The sequence below is a fragment of the Kitasatospora griseola genome, from assembly GCF_044999035.1.
Classification (GTDB): domain Bacteria; phylum Actinomycetota; class Actinomycetes; order Streptomycetales; family Streptomycetaceae; genus Kitasatospora; species Kitasatospora griseola.
In genome coordinates, this window is the sequence record NZ_CP173360.1 from 8,108,946 (window position 1) to 8,127,942 (window position 18,997).

10 protein-coding genes are annotated in these 18,997 nt (G+C 71.9%); 5 read left to right on the forward strand and 5 right to left on the reverse strand.

Features of this window, described 5'->3' with window-relative positions; translation table 11 throughout:
- The first annotated feature begins 2 nt into the window (after positions 1-2).
- From ACI1MP_RS36110 to ACI1MP_RS36120, 3 genes are all read left to right on the forward strand, one after another.
- Positions 3-1,964, forward strand: a complete 1,962-nt coding sequence (locus tag ACI1MP_RS36110) for a heavy metal translocating P-type ATPase (protein WP_404870612.1) — start codon at positions 3-5, stop codon at positions 1,962-1,964.
- Positions 1,961-2,377 (forward strand): (2Fe-2S) ferredoxin domain-containing protein, encoded by a 417-nt coding sequence (locus ACI1MP_RS36115; RefSeq protein ID WP_363482969.1) that lies wholly within the window; start codon positions 1,961-1,963, stop codon positions 2,375-2,377. The genes ACI1MP_RS36110 and ACI1MP_RS36115 overlap by 4 nt, the downstream gene beginning before the upstream one ends.
- 280 nt (positions 2,378-2,657) lie before the next feature.
- A complete protein-coding gene (locus ACI1MP_RS36120) occupies positions 2,658-4,754 on the forward strand; it encodes a SpoIIE family protein phosphatase (protein WP_404870613.1) in 2,097 nt (698 codons plus the stop codon).
- On the opposite strand, the gene ACI1MP_RS36125 is transcribed toward ACI1MP_RS36120, so the two are convergent.
- From ACI1MP_RS36125 to ACI1MP_RS36145, 5 genes are all read right to left on the reverse strand, one after another.
- The gene (locus tag ACI1MP_RS36125) at positions 4,732-5,157 is read right to left on the reverse strand and encodes an SRPBCC family protein (protein WP_043907341.1); all 426 of its coding nucleotides are present in this window, start codon (positions 5,155-5,157) and stop codon (positions 4,732-4,734) included. The genes ACI1MP_RS36120 and ACI1MP_RS36125 overlap by 23 nt on opposite strands.
- Positions 5,158-5,268: 111 nt before the next feature.
- Positions 5,269-5,655 (reverse strand): M48 family metallopeptidase, encoded by a 387-nt coding sequence (locus ACI1MP_RS36130; protein ID WP_043907339.1) that lies wholly within the window; start codon positions 5,653-5,655, stop codon positions 5,269-5,271.
- 152 nt (positions 5,656-5,807) lie between these two features.
- Complete coding sequence (locus ACI1MP_RS36135) at positions 5,808-7,232, reverse strand: hypothetical protein (protein ID WP_404870614.1); 1,425 nt, start codon at positions 7,230-7,232, stop codon at positions 5,808-5,810.
- Positions 7,233-7,445: 213 nt separating this feature from the next.
- On the reverse strand, positions 7,446-7,925 hold the full coding sequence (locus ACI1MP_RS36140; protein WP_100588392.1) for a Zn-ribbon domain-containing OB-fold protein: 480 nt from the start codon (positions 7,923-7,925) through the stop codon (positions 7,446-7,448).
- Between the two features lie 188 nt (positions 7,926-8,113).
- Positions 8,114-8,830 carry a TetR family transcriptional regulator gene (locus tag ACI1MP_RS36145; RefSeq protein WP_043907338.1) on the reverse strand — a complete coding sequence of 239 codons (717 nt, stop codon included), beginning with the start codon at positions 8,828-8,830 and terminating at the stop codon, positions 8,114-8,116.
- 98 nt (positions 8,831-8,928) lie between these two features.
- Here ACI1MP_RS36145 and ACI1MP_RS36150 point away from each other — a divergent pair, with 98 nt between their 5' ends.
- On the forward strand, positions 8,929-10,080 hold the full coding sequence (locus ACI1MP_RS36150; protein WP_404870615.1) for an acyl-CoA dehydrogenase family protein: 1,152 nt from the start codon (positions 8,929-8,931) through the stop codon (positions 10,078-10,080).
- Positions 10,081-10,515: 435 nt separating this feature from the next.
- On the forward strand, positions 10,516-18,687 hold the full coding sequence (locus ACI1MP_RS36155; protein WP_404870616.1) for a hypothetical protein: 8,172 nt from the start codon (positions 10,516-10,518) through the stop codon (positions 18,685-18,687).
- Positions 18,688-18,997: the final 310 nt, after the last annotated feature.

Here is an 18,997-nt window from a genome sequence, read left to right on the forward strand (position 1 = left end):
CCATGTCTTCCGTCCTGGACCGGCGCCCCGCGCCGCCCACCACAGGACCACGCCCGGCCCCGCCGAAACGGCGCACCCGCGTCCTGGCCCTGCCGGAGGCCCGGTGGGCGCTGGCCGCACTGGTGCTGTTCCTGATCGCCCTCCCGCTGGACCTGGCCGGCGCCCCCGCCTGGGCCTGGGGCCCGCTGTACGCCCTCGCCTACGCCACCGGCGGCTGGGAACCCGGCTGGGCAGGCCTGCAGGCACTGAAGGAGAAGACCCTCGACGTCGACCTGCTGATGATCGTCGCCGCGCTCGGAGCGGCCGCGGTCGGGCAGGTGCTGGACGGCGCGCTGCTGATCGTCATCTTCGCCACCTCCGGCGCGCTGGAGGCGATCGCCACCGCCCGCACCGCCGACTCCGTGCGCGGCCTGCTCGACCTGGCCCCCGCCACCGCGACCCGGCTGACCGCCGACGGCGAGCAGACCGTCCCGGTCGAGGAACTCGCCGTCGGCGACACCGTGCTGGTCCGGCCCGGCGAACGGATCGGCGCCGACGGCCGGGTACTGGACGGCGCGAGCGACGTCGACCAGGCCACCATCACCGGCGAACCGCTGCCCGTCGCCAAGCACCGCGGCGACGAGGTGTTCGCCGGCACCCTGAACGGCACCGGCGCACTCCGCGTGCGCGTCGAGCGCGACGCCGCGGACACCGTCATCGCCCGGATCGTCGCCATGGTCGAGGAGGCGTCCGAGACCAAGGCCCCCACCCAGCTGTTCATCGAGAAGGTCGAACAGCGCTACTCGCTCGGCATGGTGGCCGCCACCCTCGCCGTGTTCGCCGTCCCGCTGGCCCTGGGCACCGCGTTCACCGACTCGCTGCTGCGGGCGATGACCTTCATGATCGTGGCCTCGCCGTGCGCGGTGGTCCTCGCCACCATGCCGCCCCTGCTGTCCGCGATCGCCAACTCCGGCCGGCACGGCGTCCTGGTGAAGTCCGCCGTCGTGATGGAACGCCTCGGACAGATCGACACCGTCGCCCTCGACAAGACCGGCACCCTCACCGAAGGCGCCCCCCACGTCACCGACATCCGCCCGCTGCCCGACTCCGGCCTGACGGAGCACCAACTGCTCGCCCTGGCCGCAGCCGCCGAACACCCCAGCGAGCACCCGCTCGCCCGCGCCGTCGTCGACGCCGCCCGCGAGCACCGCCTCCCCCTCGCCACCGCCACCGGCTTCACCTCCACCCCCGGCGTCGGCGTCACCGCCACCGTCGACGGACGCACCGTCACCGTCCACGCCCCCGACCGCGACTGCCCCGCCACCACCGACCCGGTCTCGGAACTGGAGGACGCCGGGCGCACCGCCGTCGTGGTCGCCACCGACGGCACCCCCGTCGGCGTGCTCGGCCTCGCCGACCGGCTGCGCCCGGACGCCGCCGCCACCGTCCAGGCCCTGACGGCGCTGACCGGCGCCGCCCCCGTGCTGCTCACCGGCGACAACCCGCGCGCCGCACGACGCCTGGCCGAGGACGCCGGAATCGGCGAGGTCCGGGCCGCCCTGCTGCCCCAGGACAAGGCCGCCGCGGTCAAGGAGTGGGCGCGGGCCGGACGGAAGGTCCTGGTGGTCGGCGACGGCGTGAACGACGCGCCGGCGCTGGCCGCCGCGCACACCGGCATCGCGATGGGCCGGGCCGGCTCCGACCTGGCCCTGGAGACCGCCGACGCGGTGATCGTCCGCGACGAGCTCGCCACCGTCCCCGCCGTGGTGGCGCTCTCCCGGCGGGCCCGCTCGCTGGTGGTGCAGAACCTGGTGATCGCGTCGGTGTTCATCACCGTCCTGGTGGTGTGGGACCTGGTCGCCACCCTGCCGCTGCCGCTCGGCGTGCTCGGACACGAGGGATCGACCGTCATCGTGGGCCTCAACGGCCTGCGGCTGCTGCGCGACGGCGCATGGCGGCGCGCCCGTGCGGAGAGCCGCCGATGAGCCGCCGCGCCCGCGAGAAGGCCGCCGCCCCCGCCCCGCAGACCGCGGCCCGCTGCACCGTGACCGTCTGCCGCGGCTGCTGCTGCGGCACCCCGAAGATTCCCCGCCTCGACCACGCCGCCCAGCTCGCCGGCCTGCGGACCGCCCTTGCCGGAACGGCGAACGTCCGGCCCGTCACCTGCCTCGACGCGTGCGAGCACGGCAACGTGATCGTCGTGCAGCCCTCCGCGGAGGGTCGGAAGGCGGGCGGCCGGCCGGTGTGGCTCGGACTGGTCAACGACCTGGAGGCGACCGCCGACATCACCGCCTGGATCGAGGCCGGCGGCCCCGGCCTCGCCGAACCCCCGGCCGTGCTCGACCTGTACGCCTTCCAGCCCTCGCGCCGGGTCCGCGCCGAACTGGAGGACCGGTAGCGCCGCTCCGGCCGCTCCTGCGGGAGCGGCCGGACCGGCCCTCGGACCGCCCCCGCGATCGACATGATGCCGCGTCGAAAGCAGCACATCGGCGGGGCAAATCCGGGCGCGGCCGTTGGCCCGGCCGGAGCGGGGAGTGTAGGAATGGGCGTATGACCCGGTTTCGGGCAGCACCCGGCGGACCAGGCGCGGCGGGCCACACCTCCCCGCGCCGGACGCCCATGGGCCCCCACCCGGCGCCCCCGTCCGCAGTGACGTTCCCCCAGGTCGGGCGGTGCGGATGAGCCAGGAAGCGCACGGGAGGCGCCCGTCGGCGGGCGCCGAGGCGGCCGTCGTCCGGGAGGGCCTGCTGCTGATCGACGCCGACCGGCGGCTGCTGTACGCCAACGACGAGGCCCGCCGGCTGCTGAAACTGCCCGCCGACTGCGAGAGCCGCCCGCTGCGGGCGCTCGGCCTGCCGGCCGACCTGCTCGCGCTGCTGGACGGCGGACGCGACCTCACCGACGTGTCGGTCGCCGTGCCGGGCCGCACCCTCGGCCTCGACCTGCGCCACACCGACCGGGCCGGCGGCCCGGCCTGCCGGATCGCCACGCTGCGCGACACCGCCGTCCTCGCCGACCCCGACACCGCCCGCCGCCGCCTGGAACTGCTCTACCGGGCCGGCGCCTCCATCGGCACCACGCTCGACATCACCCGCACCTGCCAGGAACTCGCCGCCGCGCTCGTCCCGGCCTTCGCCGACTACGCCTGCGTCGACCTCTGCGAAGGCGTCCTCGACGGCGGCGAACCCCGCCCCGCCCGGAACGGGACGATGCACCGCGCCGCCCTCACCGGGATCACCGCGCAGCCGCCGCTGCTGCCCCCGGGCGCGTCCGTGCCGGTCGTCCCCGGCACCCCGCGCGCCCGGGCCGTCAGCACCGGCCACCCGGTGGTCGAGCCCGACCTGTCGGCGGCGCTGGACGTCTGGGACGACGTCCGGCCCGGCGCCGTCGACGCCATGCGCGACGAGCAGGTGCACACCCTGATCGCCGCGCCGCTCAACGTGGGTGACACCATGCTCGGCCTCGCCACCTTCTGGCGCGCCCGCCCCCGGCCCGCCTTCGACGAGGAGGACGGCGCGCTCGCCGAGGAACTGACCACCCGGGCCGCCGTGCTGGTCGACAACGCCCGCCGCTACACCCGCGAGCACACCATGGCCGTCGCCCTCCAGCACAGCCTGCTGCCCGCCGGACTGCCCGAGCAGCAGGCCCTGGAGGTCGCCTCCCGCTACCTGCCCGCGCAGGCCGGCGTCGGCGGCGACTGGTTCGACGTGATCCCGCTGTCCGGCGCCCGGGTCGCCCTGGTGGTCGGCGACGTCGTCGGCCACGGCGTGCACGCCGCCGCCACCATGGGACGGCTGCGCACCGCCGTGCACACCTTCTCCTCGCTCGACCTGGCCCCCGAGGAACTGCTCGGCCACCTGGACGCCCTGGTCAACCGCCTCGACCAGGAGAACCCCCGCCCGGACGGCGCCGAACGCCCGATCACCGGCGCTACCTGCCTGTACGCCGTCTACGACCCCGTCACCCGGCGCTGCAGCTTCGCCCGCGCCGGGCACCTGCCGCCCGCCGTGGTGCACCCCGACGGGCACGTCGAGATCCCCGACCTGCCCGCCGGGCCGCCGCTGGGCATCGGACAACTGCCCTACGAGACCGCCGAGTTGGAGCTCCCCGAGGGCAGCCGGCTGGTGCTGTACACCGACGGCCTGGTGGAGTCCCGGTCGCACGACCTCGACCACGGAATGAAGCTGCTGCGGGCCGCACTCGCCCACCCCGGCCGCAGCCCGCGGGAGACCTGCGACGACCTGCTCGACGCGCTGCTGCCCACCAGCCCCGCCGACGACATCGCCCTGCTGGTGGCCCGCACCCGGGCGCTGCCCGCCGACCACGTCGCCGACTGGGACGTCCCCGCCGACCCGGCCGCGGTCGCCCGGGTGCGCGCCGCCGTCACCCGCCGACTGGAGGACTGGGGCCTGACCGAGCAGGCCTTCGCCGCCGAACTCGTGCTCAGCGAACTGATCACCAACGCGATCCGGTACGCCAGCGGACCGATCCGGGTCCGGCTGCTGCGCGACCGCGCGCTGATCTGCGAGGTCTGGGACGGCTCGGCGACCTCCCCGCACCTGCGGCACGCCACCGACACCGACGAGGGCGGACGCGGCCTGTTCCTGGTCGCCCAGCTCGCCGAACGCTGGGGCACCCGCTACCCCGCCAGCGGCAAGGTCATCTGGGCCGAACTGCCGATCGGCCCGCGGTACGGCGGAGCGCCCGGCGAGACGTTCGAGGTGGGCGAGGCGCTCGACGGGGGAGAGCCGCTCACTCCTCGCACAACTCCTTGAACAGCTGCAGATCGGTCCGCACCGCCTCCTCCACCGCCCGGCTCTGCGCGAACCCGCGCGGACCGCCCAGCGACTCCTTCAGCTCCTCCGGGTCGTACTCCAGGCGCACCTGCACCTGCGTGTGCGCGGCGTCCAGCGGGCGCAGCGCGAACGTGCCGCGCAGCGGCGGGCCGTCCACGGTCTCCCAGCTCATCACCCGGCCGCGGCCGTGATCGGTCAGCTCCGCGTCCACCTGGTGCCGCTCGCCGCCGAACTCCACCTCCAGCTCCGCGTGCCGCCGCCCCCGCGCGCTGGCGTGCACCACCCCGCCGACGAACTCCGGGTACTCCGCCACCCGGTGCAACTGCGACCACGCCGTCCCCACCGGGGCGGTCACCTCGATCTGCTCCTCCAGGGTCCGCATCGCGCGCACCTCCGCATCCTCGACGCTCCTTCCAGCCTGCCAGCGTCGACCGCACACCGCCCCCGACGGGCGAGTGCTCGTCGGGGGCGGTGGCGGTTCGGAGGGGAGTGGTCAGTCCTGCGGGAAGGCGCCCTCGAACGCGGCGGCCAGCCGCAGGTACGGCACCGCCTCGGCGTGCCGGCCCTGGCGCTCCAGGACGCGGCCGAGGACGAGGTGCGCATAGTGCTCCACCGGGTCGCGCTCGATCACCTCGCGCAGCTGCTCCTCGGCGCGGCGCAGCTGGGCGGAGTGGTAGTACGCCCGGGCCAGCAACAGCCGCGGGCCGACCTGCTCCGGGGCCTCCTCGACCAGCTCGGCGAGGATCCGCGCGGCGTCCGCGTACGCCTTGGAGTCGAAGAACAGCTGGGCGCGCACCCAGCGCTCGGCGACCGTCCCCTCGTGGAGGCTCGCCTGCTCGGTCGGCAGGCCCGTGGTCCGGGGCCGGAAGTCGGTGGTCATGCCCTGCTCCTTCCCGTTCCCGGGGCCGTCGTCGGATCCCCGGTGCCGGGCCTCCGCGGCCCGGCAGGTGGTTGAACATTCACCTACCGAGGTCTATTCCGGGGTCGTTCCGGGGTCGTTCGGGGTTCCGCTCCGCGGCCCGGGGAGCGCGATCAGGGCTCCGCCGCCAGGTCCAGCATCCGCAGCATGAACTCCGCCGGCAGCGCCGGGTTCGCCGCGGCCGCCCCCGGACACGCCCCCGGCTCCAGCAGACCCAGCAGCACCTCCAACGGCAGCCGCGGATCACCGGCGGCCGCCCGCGCCACCGCCTCGTCCGGATCCTCCGCCAGTCGTGCCAGCACCTCCGGCGCCAACTCCGGATCCCGCAACGCCGCCAGCCGCAACGCCGGCTCCGGCCGCTCCGCCCACGTCGCCAGACCCGGCGCGGCGAACCGGTCCAGGGCCGGCAGCGAGGACGGACCCAACAGCTCCGCGTACACCGACCGCAGCAACGCGCCCGGCGCGTCCGCACAGTGCTCCGCCAGCGCGAGGCGCACCGCCGGCTCCGGATCCTCCGCCAGCAGCGCCACCGCCTCGCCCGGCAGGTGCTCCAGCGTCGCCACCGCACGCCGCACCAGCGGATGCGCCGAGCGGGCCAGCCGCAGCAACTCCGCCGGATCGCCCTGCCGTTCGGCCACCCACGGCAGCTCCGGCGCCGCGTCCGACGCCCCGAAATCCACCGCGGAACGCTGCTGCTCCGTCAGATCCGGCCGTATCGACACCGCCAGGCGCACCGCCGCGTCCGGGTCGACCGCCAGCGCCAGCGCCAGGTCCGTCGGCAGCTGCGGATTGCCCGCCGCCGCCCGGCGGATCCGCGGGTCGTCGTCCAGCACCAGCCACTCGCCGAGCGCCCGCTCGATGGCGGCCCCCGCCGCCGTGCGCTCCCGGCGCACCGGGTCGCTCTCCGCGATGTACCCGGCCAGCGTCACCGGCAGCGGACGCTCCACCCGCAGCGCGCGCTGCACCGCCGCCCGCACCGCCGGATCGCGGTCCGCCCGCAGCGCCGTGCGCACCCGGGCCGGCAGTCGCGCCCAGCTGTCCGCGCCCACCGCCGCCGCCCGCACCAGCGGCGAGCCGTCCTGCGCCAGGCCCACCAGCAGCTCCTCCGGCAGGCCCACGGCACCCGGCACCCGGCGGCGGGTGTCCGGATCGCGGTCGTCCGCCAGCGCCGTGAGGGTCCGCTCCGGCAGTGGCACCCGGTGCGCCGCCGACGCCGCGGCCCGGCGCACCCGGCGCTCGCGGTCCCCGGCCAGCACCGCCAGCACTGCCGGCGACAGCCCGGGCCGCTCCGCCAGTGCCGCCCGGACCCACCAGTGCGGGTGCCGCAGCGCCGCCTCCAGCACCCGGTCGGGCAGCTCCGGCCGACGCGCCGGCCAGCTCGCGCCCTCGCCCTCGGACGTGTAGTTCAACAGCCGGACCAGCACCTCGGACGGGGCCGCCGGATTGGTCGCCAGACCGGCGCGCCACGCCCTTCCCGGCACCGGGCCGGACAACGGACGCCAGACGGCGGCGGGCTGATGGGCGCTCAGATCGAGCACGTGTAGTACCTCCCCCGGAACGGCAAACGTCACCGAGCCTACCCGCGTGGTGGCGCTCCGTGCACGGGATCACACCAGGCCCACACCCTTGGAATGCGGGACAAATCCCAGGATGTGGGAAGTGTGTGCGCGATGCGGACCGCCGGGGGAGAAAGCGGACCGGCCGCCCCGCTTTCGTGGCACCCGGTGCCAGGAAAGAGGGGCGGCGGTGCGTCAGGAACGGGGTACCAGGCGGAAGGTGAGCACCCGCCCGCCCTCCTCGCTGGTCACCAGCTGCACCCGGGCTCCGATCGGCACCGCGCCCGGCAGCCCGCCGAGCACCGACGCCTGCACGGTGAAGCCCTCGTCCAGCACGATCAGGTACGGGCGCCCGAGCAGCGGGCCCCGGCGGGTCGGGCGCAGCAGGCGCTGCACCGTCCCCTGCCCGGACGCCACCGCCGGCTCCAGGTCCGCCGACCCGCACACCGGGCACAGCAGGCAGGTCACCGCGCTGGCCGAGTGGCACCAGTGGCAGCGGCGGTAGTGCAACTCGGTCTCGGCGGCCGGAAGTTCGGGCCGGCCCCGGAACGCGGACGGGGCGAAGTGCGAGCCGAACGGGTCGGCGGCGAGATCGAGGGGGCCGGGGGTGCCGTCGAGGCCGACGGTGATCGTCGGGGCCGTCGTCGGCGCGGCCGGGGCGAGCGTGGGGGTCATGGCCGTCTCCTTGCTGAGCCGGTGTGCGCCGCCGTACCGCCACCCGGGCGGGCGTGCGGTCGGGGCGGTCTGCCAGAAGGGACGGTATGGCACTCAGTGCCCCGTGTAAAGGTACCGAGTGCCAGTCGATACGTCAGATCATCGGTGTGACGGACGAGGCGCGCCCGGACGGCCGGCGGAGCGGCCGGTCACTGCTCCAGGGCCGCCTCGACGCCCTGCACCACCCGCCACATCGGTGTGCCCCGGCGGGCCACCATGACGACCACTTCTTCGTCCTGCGACTCCGACCGGCCCTCGGCCGCGCCGTCGCCCCAGGTGTCGACGACCAACTGCAGCGCCTCGTCCACCGCCGCGCCGACGTCGCCCTCGCCGCCCGAGCGCAGCCAGGACCGCAGCGCGAAGTTGTGCGCCGCGACCACCGCCGCCGCGATCACGTCCGCGCGCAGCGCGCCGTCCGCGCGGGCCGCGTAGCGGGTGCGCAGATGGCCCGCCAGGGTGCGCTCGTAGCGCCACACCACGGAGAGCTCGTGGGTGCGCAAGTTCGGTACCTGCTTGGTCAGTCGGTAGCGGCCGACGGAGAACGACGGGTTCCCCGCGTACATCCGCAGCACCAGGCGGGCCGCGTCGCAGACCTGCGCCACCGGGTCGCCCGACGGGTCGGCCTGCTCCAGGAACGTCGTCATGTCCGCGAGGCAGCCGTCGTGGTCCGGGAAGACCACCGCCTCCTTCGAGGGGAAGTACCGGAAGAACGAGCGCCGGCCGACCCCCGCGAGCGAGACGATGTCGTCGACCGTGGTCTGTTCGAAGCCCCGCTCCGAGAACAGCTCGAACGCCGCCTCCACCAGGGCGTCCCGCATCGTCGGCCGGGTCGCCGTGGTTCCGCCCTGCTCATGCACCTCGCTCATACCCGGACGGTAGCACCGACCCGGGCGGGAAGGCTGGGCGAGACGATACTCAGTGTGCATAATCGAGGGTACTGAGTGCCATCACCGAGGAGACTGCCATGACCCAGGACTTCGACCTCTACCGGCTGGGCGAGGAGCACGAGATGCTCCGTGAGTCGGTGCGTTCGCTGGCGGAGGCGAAGATCGCCCCGTTCGCGGCGGAGGTGGACGAGGAGGGGCGGTTCCCGGCGGAGGCGTTGGAGGCGCTCCGGTCGGCGGATCTGCATGCGGTGCACGTGCCGGAGGAGTACGGGGGTGCGGGTGCGGATGCGCTGGCGACGGTGATCGTGATCGAGGAGGTGGCGCGGGTGTGTGCGTCCTCCTCGCTGATTCCGGCGGTGAACAAGCTGGGTTCGCTGCCGGTGCAGTTGTCGGGTTCGGAGGAGTTGAAGGCGAAGTACCTGGGTGCGCTGGCCCGGGGCGAGGGGATGTTCTCGTACTGCCTGTCGGAGCCGGAGGCGGGTTCGGACGCGGCGGGGATGAAGACGCGGGCGGTGCGGGACGGGGACTTCTGGGTCCTGAACGGTGTGAAGCGGTGGATCACGAACGCGGGGGTGTCGGAGTTCTACACGGTGATGGCGGTGACGGATCCGTCGTTGCGGTCGAAGGGGATCTCGGCGTTCGTGGTGGAGAAGGGCGACGAGGGGGTGTCGTTCGGTGCGCCGGAGAAGAAGTTGGGGATCAAGGGTTCGCCGACGCGTGAGGTGTACTTCGACGATGTGCGGATCCCGGCGGAGCGGATGATCGGTGCGGAGGGGACGGGTTTCGCGACGGCGATGCGGACGTTGGACCACACCCGGGTGACGATCGCGGCGCAGGCGCTGGGGATCGCGCAGGGGGCGTTGGACTATGCGAAGGGGTACGTGAAGGAGCGCAGGCAGTTCGGGAAGGCGATCGCGGAGTTCCAGGGTGTGCAGTTCATGTTGGCGGACATGGCGATGAAGCTGGAGGCGGCGCGGCAGCTGACGTACGCGGCGGCGGCGAAGTCGCAGCGCACGGAGGGTGATCTGACGTTCTTCGGGGCGGCGGCGAAGTGCTTCGCGTCGGACGTGGCGATGGAGGTCACGACGGACGCGGTGCAGTTGCTGGGCGGGTACGGGTACACGCGGGACTACCCGGTGGAGCGGATGATGCGGGACGCGAAGATCACCCAGATCTACGAGGGCACCAACCAGGTCCAGCGCATCGTCATGGCCCGCAACCTGCCGTAAGCGGCTGACAGACTCTCAGGCGCCCGTCCGCGGGGTCGCTTCCACGTGCAGGTCACTGCACGCGGCGCGACCCCGCCGGCGGGCGCCTTCGTTCTGCGTCGGTGAGCCGCCGGAGTGAACGCGTCCAGCGTGTGGGTCATTGAGCGTATTTGACGGATTTTCAGACGAGATGCTCGATTGTATGGTCGCGGTGAGTAGCCACTCGTGTGCGCTGCGTGCGCAGACTCACCGTCAGATCGATCGAGAGGACCCGTCATGAGACGCCGTCGACCCCCCTGCGAACGCGCGCACAGACGTTATGGGCCGGCGGCGATCCGCAGCCGTCTCGCGCGGGCGTCAGTGCCGCTGGCCGTCGTGTTCGCCACGGTCTCGGCGTCTTTCGCGGGGCCCGCCACCGCGCACCCGCCGGCGGCTGCGAGTGGCCGTCAGCTGCCGGTGACGCTGTCCAAGACCGGAACCGACCTCGTCACCGGCAGCACCACCCAGACCGGGCACGGCGACACCGTCCGCTGGGTGGTCTCCGCGACGAATCCGGACGGCGCCCCGGTCGATGCCACGATCACCGACGTGATCCAGGGCGGACCGGGCAGCTCACCGCAGAGCCAGACATATGTGCCCGGCTCGCTTCAGGCGCCGCCCGGCTTCACCAAGCAGTGGTCGACCGACAACGGCGCGAGTTTCAGCGGCACCGACCAAGGCGTCGCGACCAACGTCGTCCAGGCCCGCAACCCGGAGCTCGCGTCGCCCGCGACCGGCCTGGCGGTATCGATCCCGCCGCCGTTCACGCCGATCAACACGGCCACCGGCGGCGACGGCTTCACCCCGATCCTGTACACCGCCACGATCAACGGCGTCCAGACGCCCGAGATCTGGAACATCTACCACCACGGTTTCGCCAACCCGGAGAGCGTGGTCTGTACCGACCTGCTCACCAACGGCCCCTGCCCCACCCCGGACGGAGCCCCCGCCACCTGGCCCCAGGCGCTGAACTCCTCGGTGCCCGGAGCGACCACCGGCGACCTCGGCAGCACCCGCACCCCGACCTACGTGCAGATCGGCTCCAAGCTGTACTACGCCGCGATCAGCCGGGACACGCTGGGACTGATCGGTGTCGGCTGCATCGACCTCCAGGCCCAGGCCAGCTGCGGCTTCACCGCGCTGCAAACCGGTTCCGGGCTGGTCGTGGGCGGTGTCGTCCAGGCGCCGAACCAGAACCTCTACGCGGTGTCCGGCACCGGCGAGATCCTCTGCTACGACGCCGCCGCCAACGCCCCCTGCGGCACCTTCGACATCGGCCTGCCGCCCAACGAGGGCCAGACCGCCTTCAGCGGCGACTACGCCGGCATCATGCGGACGATCGAAGGAAAGATCTACGTCACCGACAACACACTGGCCCCGGCGCCCACGGTGATGTCCTGCTTCGACCCGTCCACGAACACCGCGTGCACCGGCTGGGCCACCCCGAAGACCGTGGTCACCCCGACCACCGCCGACGAACCCGCCCGGGCCGACAACGTCTTCGAGGTGCACGACGCGGCGGGCACCGTCACCGGCGTCTGCACGATCGTCGGCGGCTTCTACCAGGAGGTCACCCCGCCGGTCGGCACCGTCGTGTGCTTCGACCTGGCCGGCAACCCCATCGCCGCACCCCCCGGCCTCACCACCCTGGTCGGCACCAACGTCGCACCCGGTGAGGCCAACTTCCAGGTGCCGCTCACCATCACCGCCCCCAACGGCCACCTGGAGACCGAGTTCCCGCTCTGGATCTACCGGGGCGTCACCCCGACCCTGAACAGCACCTCCTACTGCTACGACTGGACGACCCAGAGCCCCTGCTCCCAGTACGGCACGGGCGGCATCGTCAACGGCCCGCCCAACGTCAACGGCGGCAACACCAGCCCCTACGGCTACGCCTACGACGGCCAGTGCAAGTACAGCCTCGGCGACACCGGGTACCTGTTCTCGCTGGACCCCGTCACCGGCGCCTCGCCCTGCCAGAAGACCAGGGCGCAGGCCGTGCTCAACCCCGCCGCGTTCTACTGCGACGGGGCCACCGGACACGTCAGGTCCTACGGCGCGGTCAGCCTCCTCGGCATCGATCCGAGCACCGTCGACTTCACCCAGTCCTCGGTGACGGTGCTGGCGGCGGACGGCAGCACCATCGGCACCTTCCCGTTCGACCCCGCGACGGAGACGGCGGACATCTCCTCCGTCCCGATCGCCGACTCGCCGATCCAGGTCGTCGCCAACATCACCCTGCTCGGCGGAGGCTCGTTCCCGCCCGGCAGCAACCCGCAGATGCAGGTCACCTTCGTCGGTGACGCCCCGCAGATCTGCTTCGAGACGAAGGTGGCCGCCGACTGCTCCGTCACCGCCGTCTCCAACCAGGCCACCGCCGTCACCAACGGCCAGACGCCGGTGGCCTCCAACACCGTCACCCTCCAGGTGAACCCGGGCCCGGACTGCGCCCCGATGGTGAAGATCATCAAGGAGGTCTGCGCCTCGACCAACCCCGGCGACTGCGGCCCGGGCGGCCCAGGTCCATGGGGGAGCACAACCACCATCCCGCCGGGCGGCACCGCCTTCTGGCGCATCACCGTCACCAACCCCGGCCCCAGTGACGTCGCCGGCGTCACCCTGACCGACCCCGTCACGCCCTCCTGCGAGGCCGGCGGCCCGTTCGACCTACCCGCCGGCACCGACCACCAGATCTTCTGCGACCTACCCGGCGTCACCCAGGACACCGTCAACACCGTCTCGGCCACCTACATCACCCCGGACGGCACCGTGCACACCACGCCGCAGGCGGAGGCGAGCGTCGTGGTGGCCGGCGCCGGGGCGTTGGCCATCGAGAAGACGCCGGATTCCCCCGGTCCGTTCCGCGAAGGCGACACGGTCTTCTACACGTACACCGTCACCAACACGGGCACCGCGCCCGTGCACAACATCGTCGTGATCGACGACCACGTGCCGTCGGTGACCTGCGACCGGACGGACCTGAACCCGGGGGAGAGCACGCTCTGCCACGGCAGCTACCTGGTGACGGCCGCGGACGTGCCGGTGGGCCATGTGACGAACACCGCCCACGCGGAGGGCACCGACTCCGGGGGCCAGCACGTGGTGAGCCCGCCGGTCGAGGCGACCGTCCCGGTGGTGGGCGTGGCGAAGCTGACGATCGAGAAGAAGCCCGACAACCCCGGCCCGTTCCACCTGAACGAGGTCGTCGACTACACGTACACGGTGACCAACACGGGCACCGCGACGGTGCACGACCTGATCGTGAACGACGACCACGTGGCGTCGGTGACGTGCGCCCCGACCGTACTGGACCCGGGACAGATCGCGACCTGCCACGGCAGCTACGTGGTGACGCCCGAGGACGTGAAAGCGGGCCATGTGACGAACACGGCGCACGCGAGCGGTCTCGATCCGCTGGGCGAGACGGTGGAGAGTCCGCCGGCCGAGGCGACCGTCCCGGTGTTCGGCGAGGTCCTGCTGGTGATCGAGAAGACGCCCGACAGTGCCGGTCCGTTCCACCTGGGCGAGACGGTCTCCTACACGTACACCGTCACCAACACCGGAACGGCCCCGGCCGAGGACCTTGCGGTGATCGACGACCACGTGGCACCGGTGACCTGCAACTCGACGGTGCTGCTCCCGGGGGAGAGCACGCTCTGCCACGGCAGTTATGTGATCACGGAAGCGGATGTGAAGGCCGGGCACGTCACCAACATCGCCCATGCCGAGGCCACGGATCAGCACGGGCAGCGGGTGACGAGCCCTCCGGCGGAGGTCACCGTCCCGGTGGTGGGCGAAGCCGCGCTGGTCATCGAGAAGACGGCCGACAGCGCCGGACCGTTCCACCTCGGCGAGACGGTCCTCTACACGTACACGGTGACGAACACGGGCACCGCGCCCGTGCACGACCTGATCGTCAACGACGACCACGTGGTGTCGGTGACGTGCGACTCGACGGTGCTGGCCCCGGGTGCGAGCACGCTGTGCCACGGCAGTTACGTGGTGACGGCCGCTGACGTGGCGGCGGGTCAGGTGACCAACACCGCCCACGCGGAGGGGGTGGACCCGCAGGGCCAGACGGTGGTGAGCCCGCCGGCCGAAGCCACCGTCCCGGTGGTGGGCGAGGCCGTGCTGGCCATCGAGAAGACGGCGGACAGCGCCGGTCCGTTCCGACTGGGCGACACCGTCAGCTACACGTACACGGTGACCAACACCGGTACGGCGGAGGTGCACAACCTCACGGTGGTGGACGACCACGTCGCAGGCGTGGTGTGCAACACCGCGGTGCTGCTGCCGGGTGCGAGCACGCTGTGCCACGGCAGTTACGTGATCACGGCGGCGGATGTGGCGGCAGGGCATGTGACCAACACCGCCCACGCCGACGGAATCGACCCCCAGGGCCAGGGCGTGAAGAGCCCGCCGGCCGAAGCCACCGTCCCGGTGGTGGGCGAGGCCGTGCTGACCATCGAGAAGACGGCGGACAGCGCCGGCCCGTTCCGTCTCGGTGAGACGGTCCTCTACACGTACACGGTGACCAACACGGGCACGGCCGCCGTGCACAACCTGACTGTCGCGGACGACCACGTCGCGTCCGTGACCTGTGGCACGACGACGCTGAACCCGGGGCAGAGCACGCTCTGCCACGGCAGCTATGTGGTCACGGAGGACGATGTCCTGGCCGGGCACGTGATCAACACCGCTCATGCGGAGGGCACGGACCCGCAAGGCCAGACGGTGGTGAGCCCGCCCGCCGAGGCGACGGTTCCGACGGTCGGCAAGGCCGAACTGGTCCTCCAGAAGGCAGCCGACAGCGCCGGACCGTTCCACGTGGGCGACACCGTTCCCTACACCTACACGGTGACGAACACGGGCACGGCCGCCGTGCACGACCTCTCCGTCGCGGACGACCACATTCCGACCGTGACCTGTGACACGACGACGCTGAACCCCGGCGAGAGCACCTTCTGCCACGGTTCGTACGTCATCACCGCCGCCGATGTGACCGCCGGTTCCGTGACCAACACGGCCCACGCGAACGGCACCGACCCCGTGGGGCAGCCCGTCCAGAGCCCCCCTGGTGAAGCCACCATCGAGATCCTGGGCGACGCCCAGCTGACCATTTCGAAGACGCCGGACAGCGCCGGCCCGTTCCGTCTCGGTGAGACGGTCGTCTACACCTACACCGTGACCAACGCCGGGACTGCGGTGGTGAGCGCGCTCGTCGTGACGGACGATCACGTCGCGTCGGTGACGTGCGACTCGACGACGCTGGCCCCGGGTGCGAACACGCTGTGCCACGGCAGTTACGTGGTGACGGCCGCCGACGTGACGGCGGGCCATGTGACGAACACCGCCCACGCCGAGGGCACGGACCCACAGGGCCAACTGATCCAGAGCCCGCCGACGGAAGCCACCGTCCCCGTGGTCGGCATCGCGGAGTTGAGCCTCCAGAAGGCGGCCGACAGCGCCGGCCCGTTCCATGTGGGTGACACCGTCACCTACACGTACACGGTGACCAACACCGGTACGGCGGCGGTCAACTCCCTGACCGTTGCAGACGATCACGTCGCGTCGGTGACGTGCGACTCGACGACGCTGGCCCCGGGTGCGAGCACGCTGTGCCACGGCAGCTATGTGGTGACGGCCGCCGACGTGACGGCGGGTCATGTGACGAACACCGCTCATGCGGAGGGTACGGATCCACAGGGGCAGACGGTGGTGAGTCCGCCGGTCGAGGCGACGGTGCCGGTGGTGGGCGAAGCTCTGCTGACCATCGAGAAGATCGCTGACAGCGCCGGCCCGTTCCATGTGGGAGACACCGTTACGTACACGTACACGGTGACCAACACGGGTACGGCGGCGGTCCACAACCTCACGGTCGTGGACGATCACGTGGCCTCGGTGACGTGCGACGCGACGACGCTGGCGCCGGGTGCGAGCACGCTGTGCCACGGCAGTTACGTGGTGACGGCCGCTGATGTGTCGGCGGGTCATGTGACGAACACCGCTCACGCGGAGGGCACGGACCCGCAGGGCCAAGCGGTGGTGAGTCCGCCTGTTGAGGCCACTGTTCCGGTGGTGGGCATCGCGGAGTTGAGCCTCCAGAAGGAGGCGGACAGTGCCGGTCCGTTCCACGTGGGTGACACCGTCAGCTACACCTACACGGTGACCAACACCGGTACGGCGGTGGTGAATGCTCTCAAGGTCGCCGACGACCATGTGGTGTCGGTGACGTGCGAGACGACGACGCTGAACCCGGGTGCGAGCACGCTGTGCCACGGTACGTATGTGGTGACGGCCGCCGATGTGACGGCGGGTCATGTCACGAACACCGCTCATGCGGAGGGCACGGACCCGCAGGGCCAGACGGTGGTGAGTCCGCAGGCCGAGGCGACGGTGCCGGTGGTGGGCGAGGCGTTGCTGACCATCGAGAAGATCGCTGACAGTGTCGGCCCGTTCCATGTGGGCGACACCGTTACGTACACGTACACGGTAACCAACACGGGTACGGCGGCGGTCGGAAACCTCACGGTCGTGGACGATCACGTCGCGTCGGTGACGTGTGATTCGACGACGCTGGCGCCGGGTGCGAGCACGCTGTGCCACGGCAGTTACGTCATCACGGCCGCCGACGTGACGGCGGGTCATGTGACGAACACCGCTCACGCGGAGGGCACGGACCCGCAGGGCCAGCAGGTGGTGAGCCCGCCCGTCGAGGCGACGGTGCCGGTGGTGGGCGAAGCCCGGCTGACCATCGAGAAGATCGCTGACAGTGCTGGTCCGTTCCATGTGGGTGACACCGTCACTTACACGTACACGGTGACCAACACCGGTACGGCGGCAGTCAGCAACCTCACGGTGGCGGACGACCACGTTGTGTCGGTGACGTGTGGCACGAGGTCTCTCAACCCCGGCCAGAGCACGACGTGCCACGGCAGTTATGTGGTGACAGCCGCTGATGTGTCGGCGGGTCACGTGACGAACACGGCTCACGCGGAAGGTACGAACCCGCAGGGGCAGACGGTGGTGAGTCCGCAGGTCGAGGCGACCGTCCCGGTGGTCGGCGAGGCGTTGCTGACCATCGAGAAGATCGCCGACAGTGCCGGCCCGTTCCACCTGGGCGACACCGTGACCTACACGTACACGGTGACGAACACGGGTACGGCGGTGGTCCACAACCTCACTGTCGTGGACGACCACGTGGCCTCGGTGACGTGCGACGCGACGACACTGAACCCGGGTGCGAGCACGCTGTGCCACGGCAGTTACGTCATCACGGCCGCCGATGTGCAGGCCGGTCATGTGACGAACACAGCTCATGCGGCGGGTACGGATCCGCGGGGTCAGGAGGTGGTGAGTCCGTCGGTGGAGGCGACCGTCCCGGTGGTGGGCGAGGCGCAGTTGTCGATGGAGAAGAAGGCCGACACCGGCGGTCCGTTCCACGTCGGTGACACCGTCAAGTACACGTACACGGTGACGAACACGGGCACGGTGGTCGTTCACGGCGTCGTGGTGGTGGACGATCACGTTCCATCGGTCACCTGCGACGCGACGACGCTGGACCCGGGTGCGAGCACGGCGTGCCACGGCACGTATGTGATCACCGCCGCCGATGTTCAGGCGGGTCATGTGAAGAACGTCGCTCACGCGAGCGGGGTCGGTCCCGACGGCCAGTCGGTGGTGAGCCCGCCGGGCGAGGTGGATGTTCCCGTGGTGGGCGAGGCCCAGTTGTCGGTGGAGAAGAAGGCCGACACCGGCGGTCCGTTCCGGGTGGGTGACACGGTGCGGTACACGTACACCGTCACCAACACGGGCGCCGTGGTCGTTCACGATGTGACCGTTGCGGACGACCGTGTCGCGTCGGTGACCTGTGATGCGACGACGTTGAATCCGGGTGCGAGCACGGTGTGCCACGGCAGTTACACGATTGCGGAGGAGGATGTCGAGGCGGGTCATGTGACGAACACGGCCCGTGCGGGTGGTGTGGACCCGGAGGGTCGCCCGGTGGAGAGCGGGCCGAGCGAGGTGACGGTGGAGACCACTTCCGGTGCGTCGTCGCTGTCGATCGTCAAGCAGGCCGATGTGTCGGGTTCAGCGAAGGTGGGCGACACCGTGACGTACACGTACACGGTGACGAACACCGGGACGACGGTGCTGACGGATGTGTCCGTCAACGACGACCGGGTCGCGCACGTCACCTGCGATGCGACGACGCTGGAGCCGGGTGCGAGCACCACGTGCCGCGGCACGTACGTCGTCACGGCGGAGGACGCGAAGGCCGGTCACGTGACCAACACGGCGACGGCCTCGGGTCGTGACCCGCAGGGGCAGTTGGTGGAGAGCCGGCCGGTGTCGCTGTGCGTGACCGTGTCGGAGTGCCCGGAGAAGGAGAAAGGCGAGGGTTGCGTGAAGGTTCCCCGTCCGACGGTGCCGCCGAAGCACGGCGGTGGGGGCGGTCACCTGCCGGACACGGGTTCGCCCGCGGGTCTCGGCGCGGTGGGTCTGGCCGGTGGCGGGCTGCTGACGCTGGGCGGTGTGCTGCTGTACCGGGCACGGCGCCGCGCGAACGCGGACCGGTTCGTGGGGTAACACCCACGCAGTTACCGCTCGTTCGGTGAAGCGACCGCCCTCGGGGCCTTCGGGCTCCGGGGGCGGTTCGTGTCGTGGTGCGACCGGAGTTGACGCCGAGTCGGGGCGTGGCCCCGGTCACATCGTGGGGTGGGGTGGGGCGGTCGGGGTGGGGGTGAACTGGCGTGATGGGTGGGGAGGTTGGCCGAAATGTGTGGGGTGGCGGGGGAGGGGGCGGGTAGGGATGGTCTCGACCCCGGGGGATGGGGGACATAAGGTATGCCTTAGCTTACTGAGCGGCGCCGGGGAACAGCCTCGGGTGTCCGTGGAG

Excerpts from the sequence above, each read along its gene's own strand:
- ACI1MP_RS36110 (WP_404870612.1), top strand. The coding sequence starts at position 3 with ATGTCTTCCGTCCTGGACCGGCGCCCCGCGCCGCCCACCACAGGACCA.
- ACI1MP_RS36115 (WP_363482969.1), top strand. The coding sequence starts at position 1,961 with ATGAGCCGCCGCGCCCGCGAGAAGGCCGCCGCCCCCGCCCCGCAGACC.
- ACI1MP_RS36120 (WP_404870613.1), top strand. The coding sequence starts at position 2,658 with ATGAGCCAGGAAGCGCACGGGAGGCGCCCGTCGGCGGGCGCCGAGGCG.
- ACI1MP_RS36140 (WP_100588392.1), bottom strand. The coding sequence starts at position 7,925 with ATGACCCCCACGCTCGCCCCGGCCGCGCCGACGACGGCCCCGACGATC.
- ACI1MP_RS36145 (WP_043907338.1), bottom strand. The coding sequence starts at position 8,830 with ATGAGCGAGGTGCATGAGCAGGGCGGAACCACGGCGACCCGGCCGACG.
- ACI1MP_RS36130 (WP_043907339.1), bottom strand. The coding sequence starts at position 5,655 with ATGACCACCGACTTCCGGCCCCGGACCACGGGCCTGCCGACCGAGCAG.
- ACI1MP_RS36125 (WP_043907341.1), bottom strand. The coding sequence starts at position 5,157 with ATGCGGACCCTGGAGGAGCAGATCGAGGTGACCGCCCCGGTGGGGACG.
- ACI1MP_RS36150 (WP_404870615.1), top strand. The coding sequence starts at position 8,929 with ATGACCCAGGACTTCGACCTCTACCGGCTGGGCGAGGAGCACGAGATG.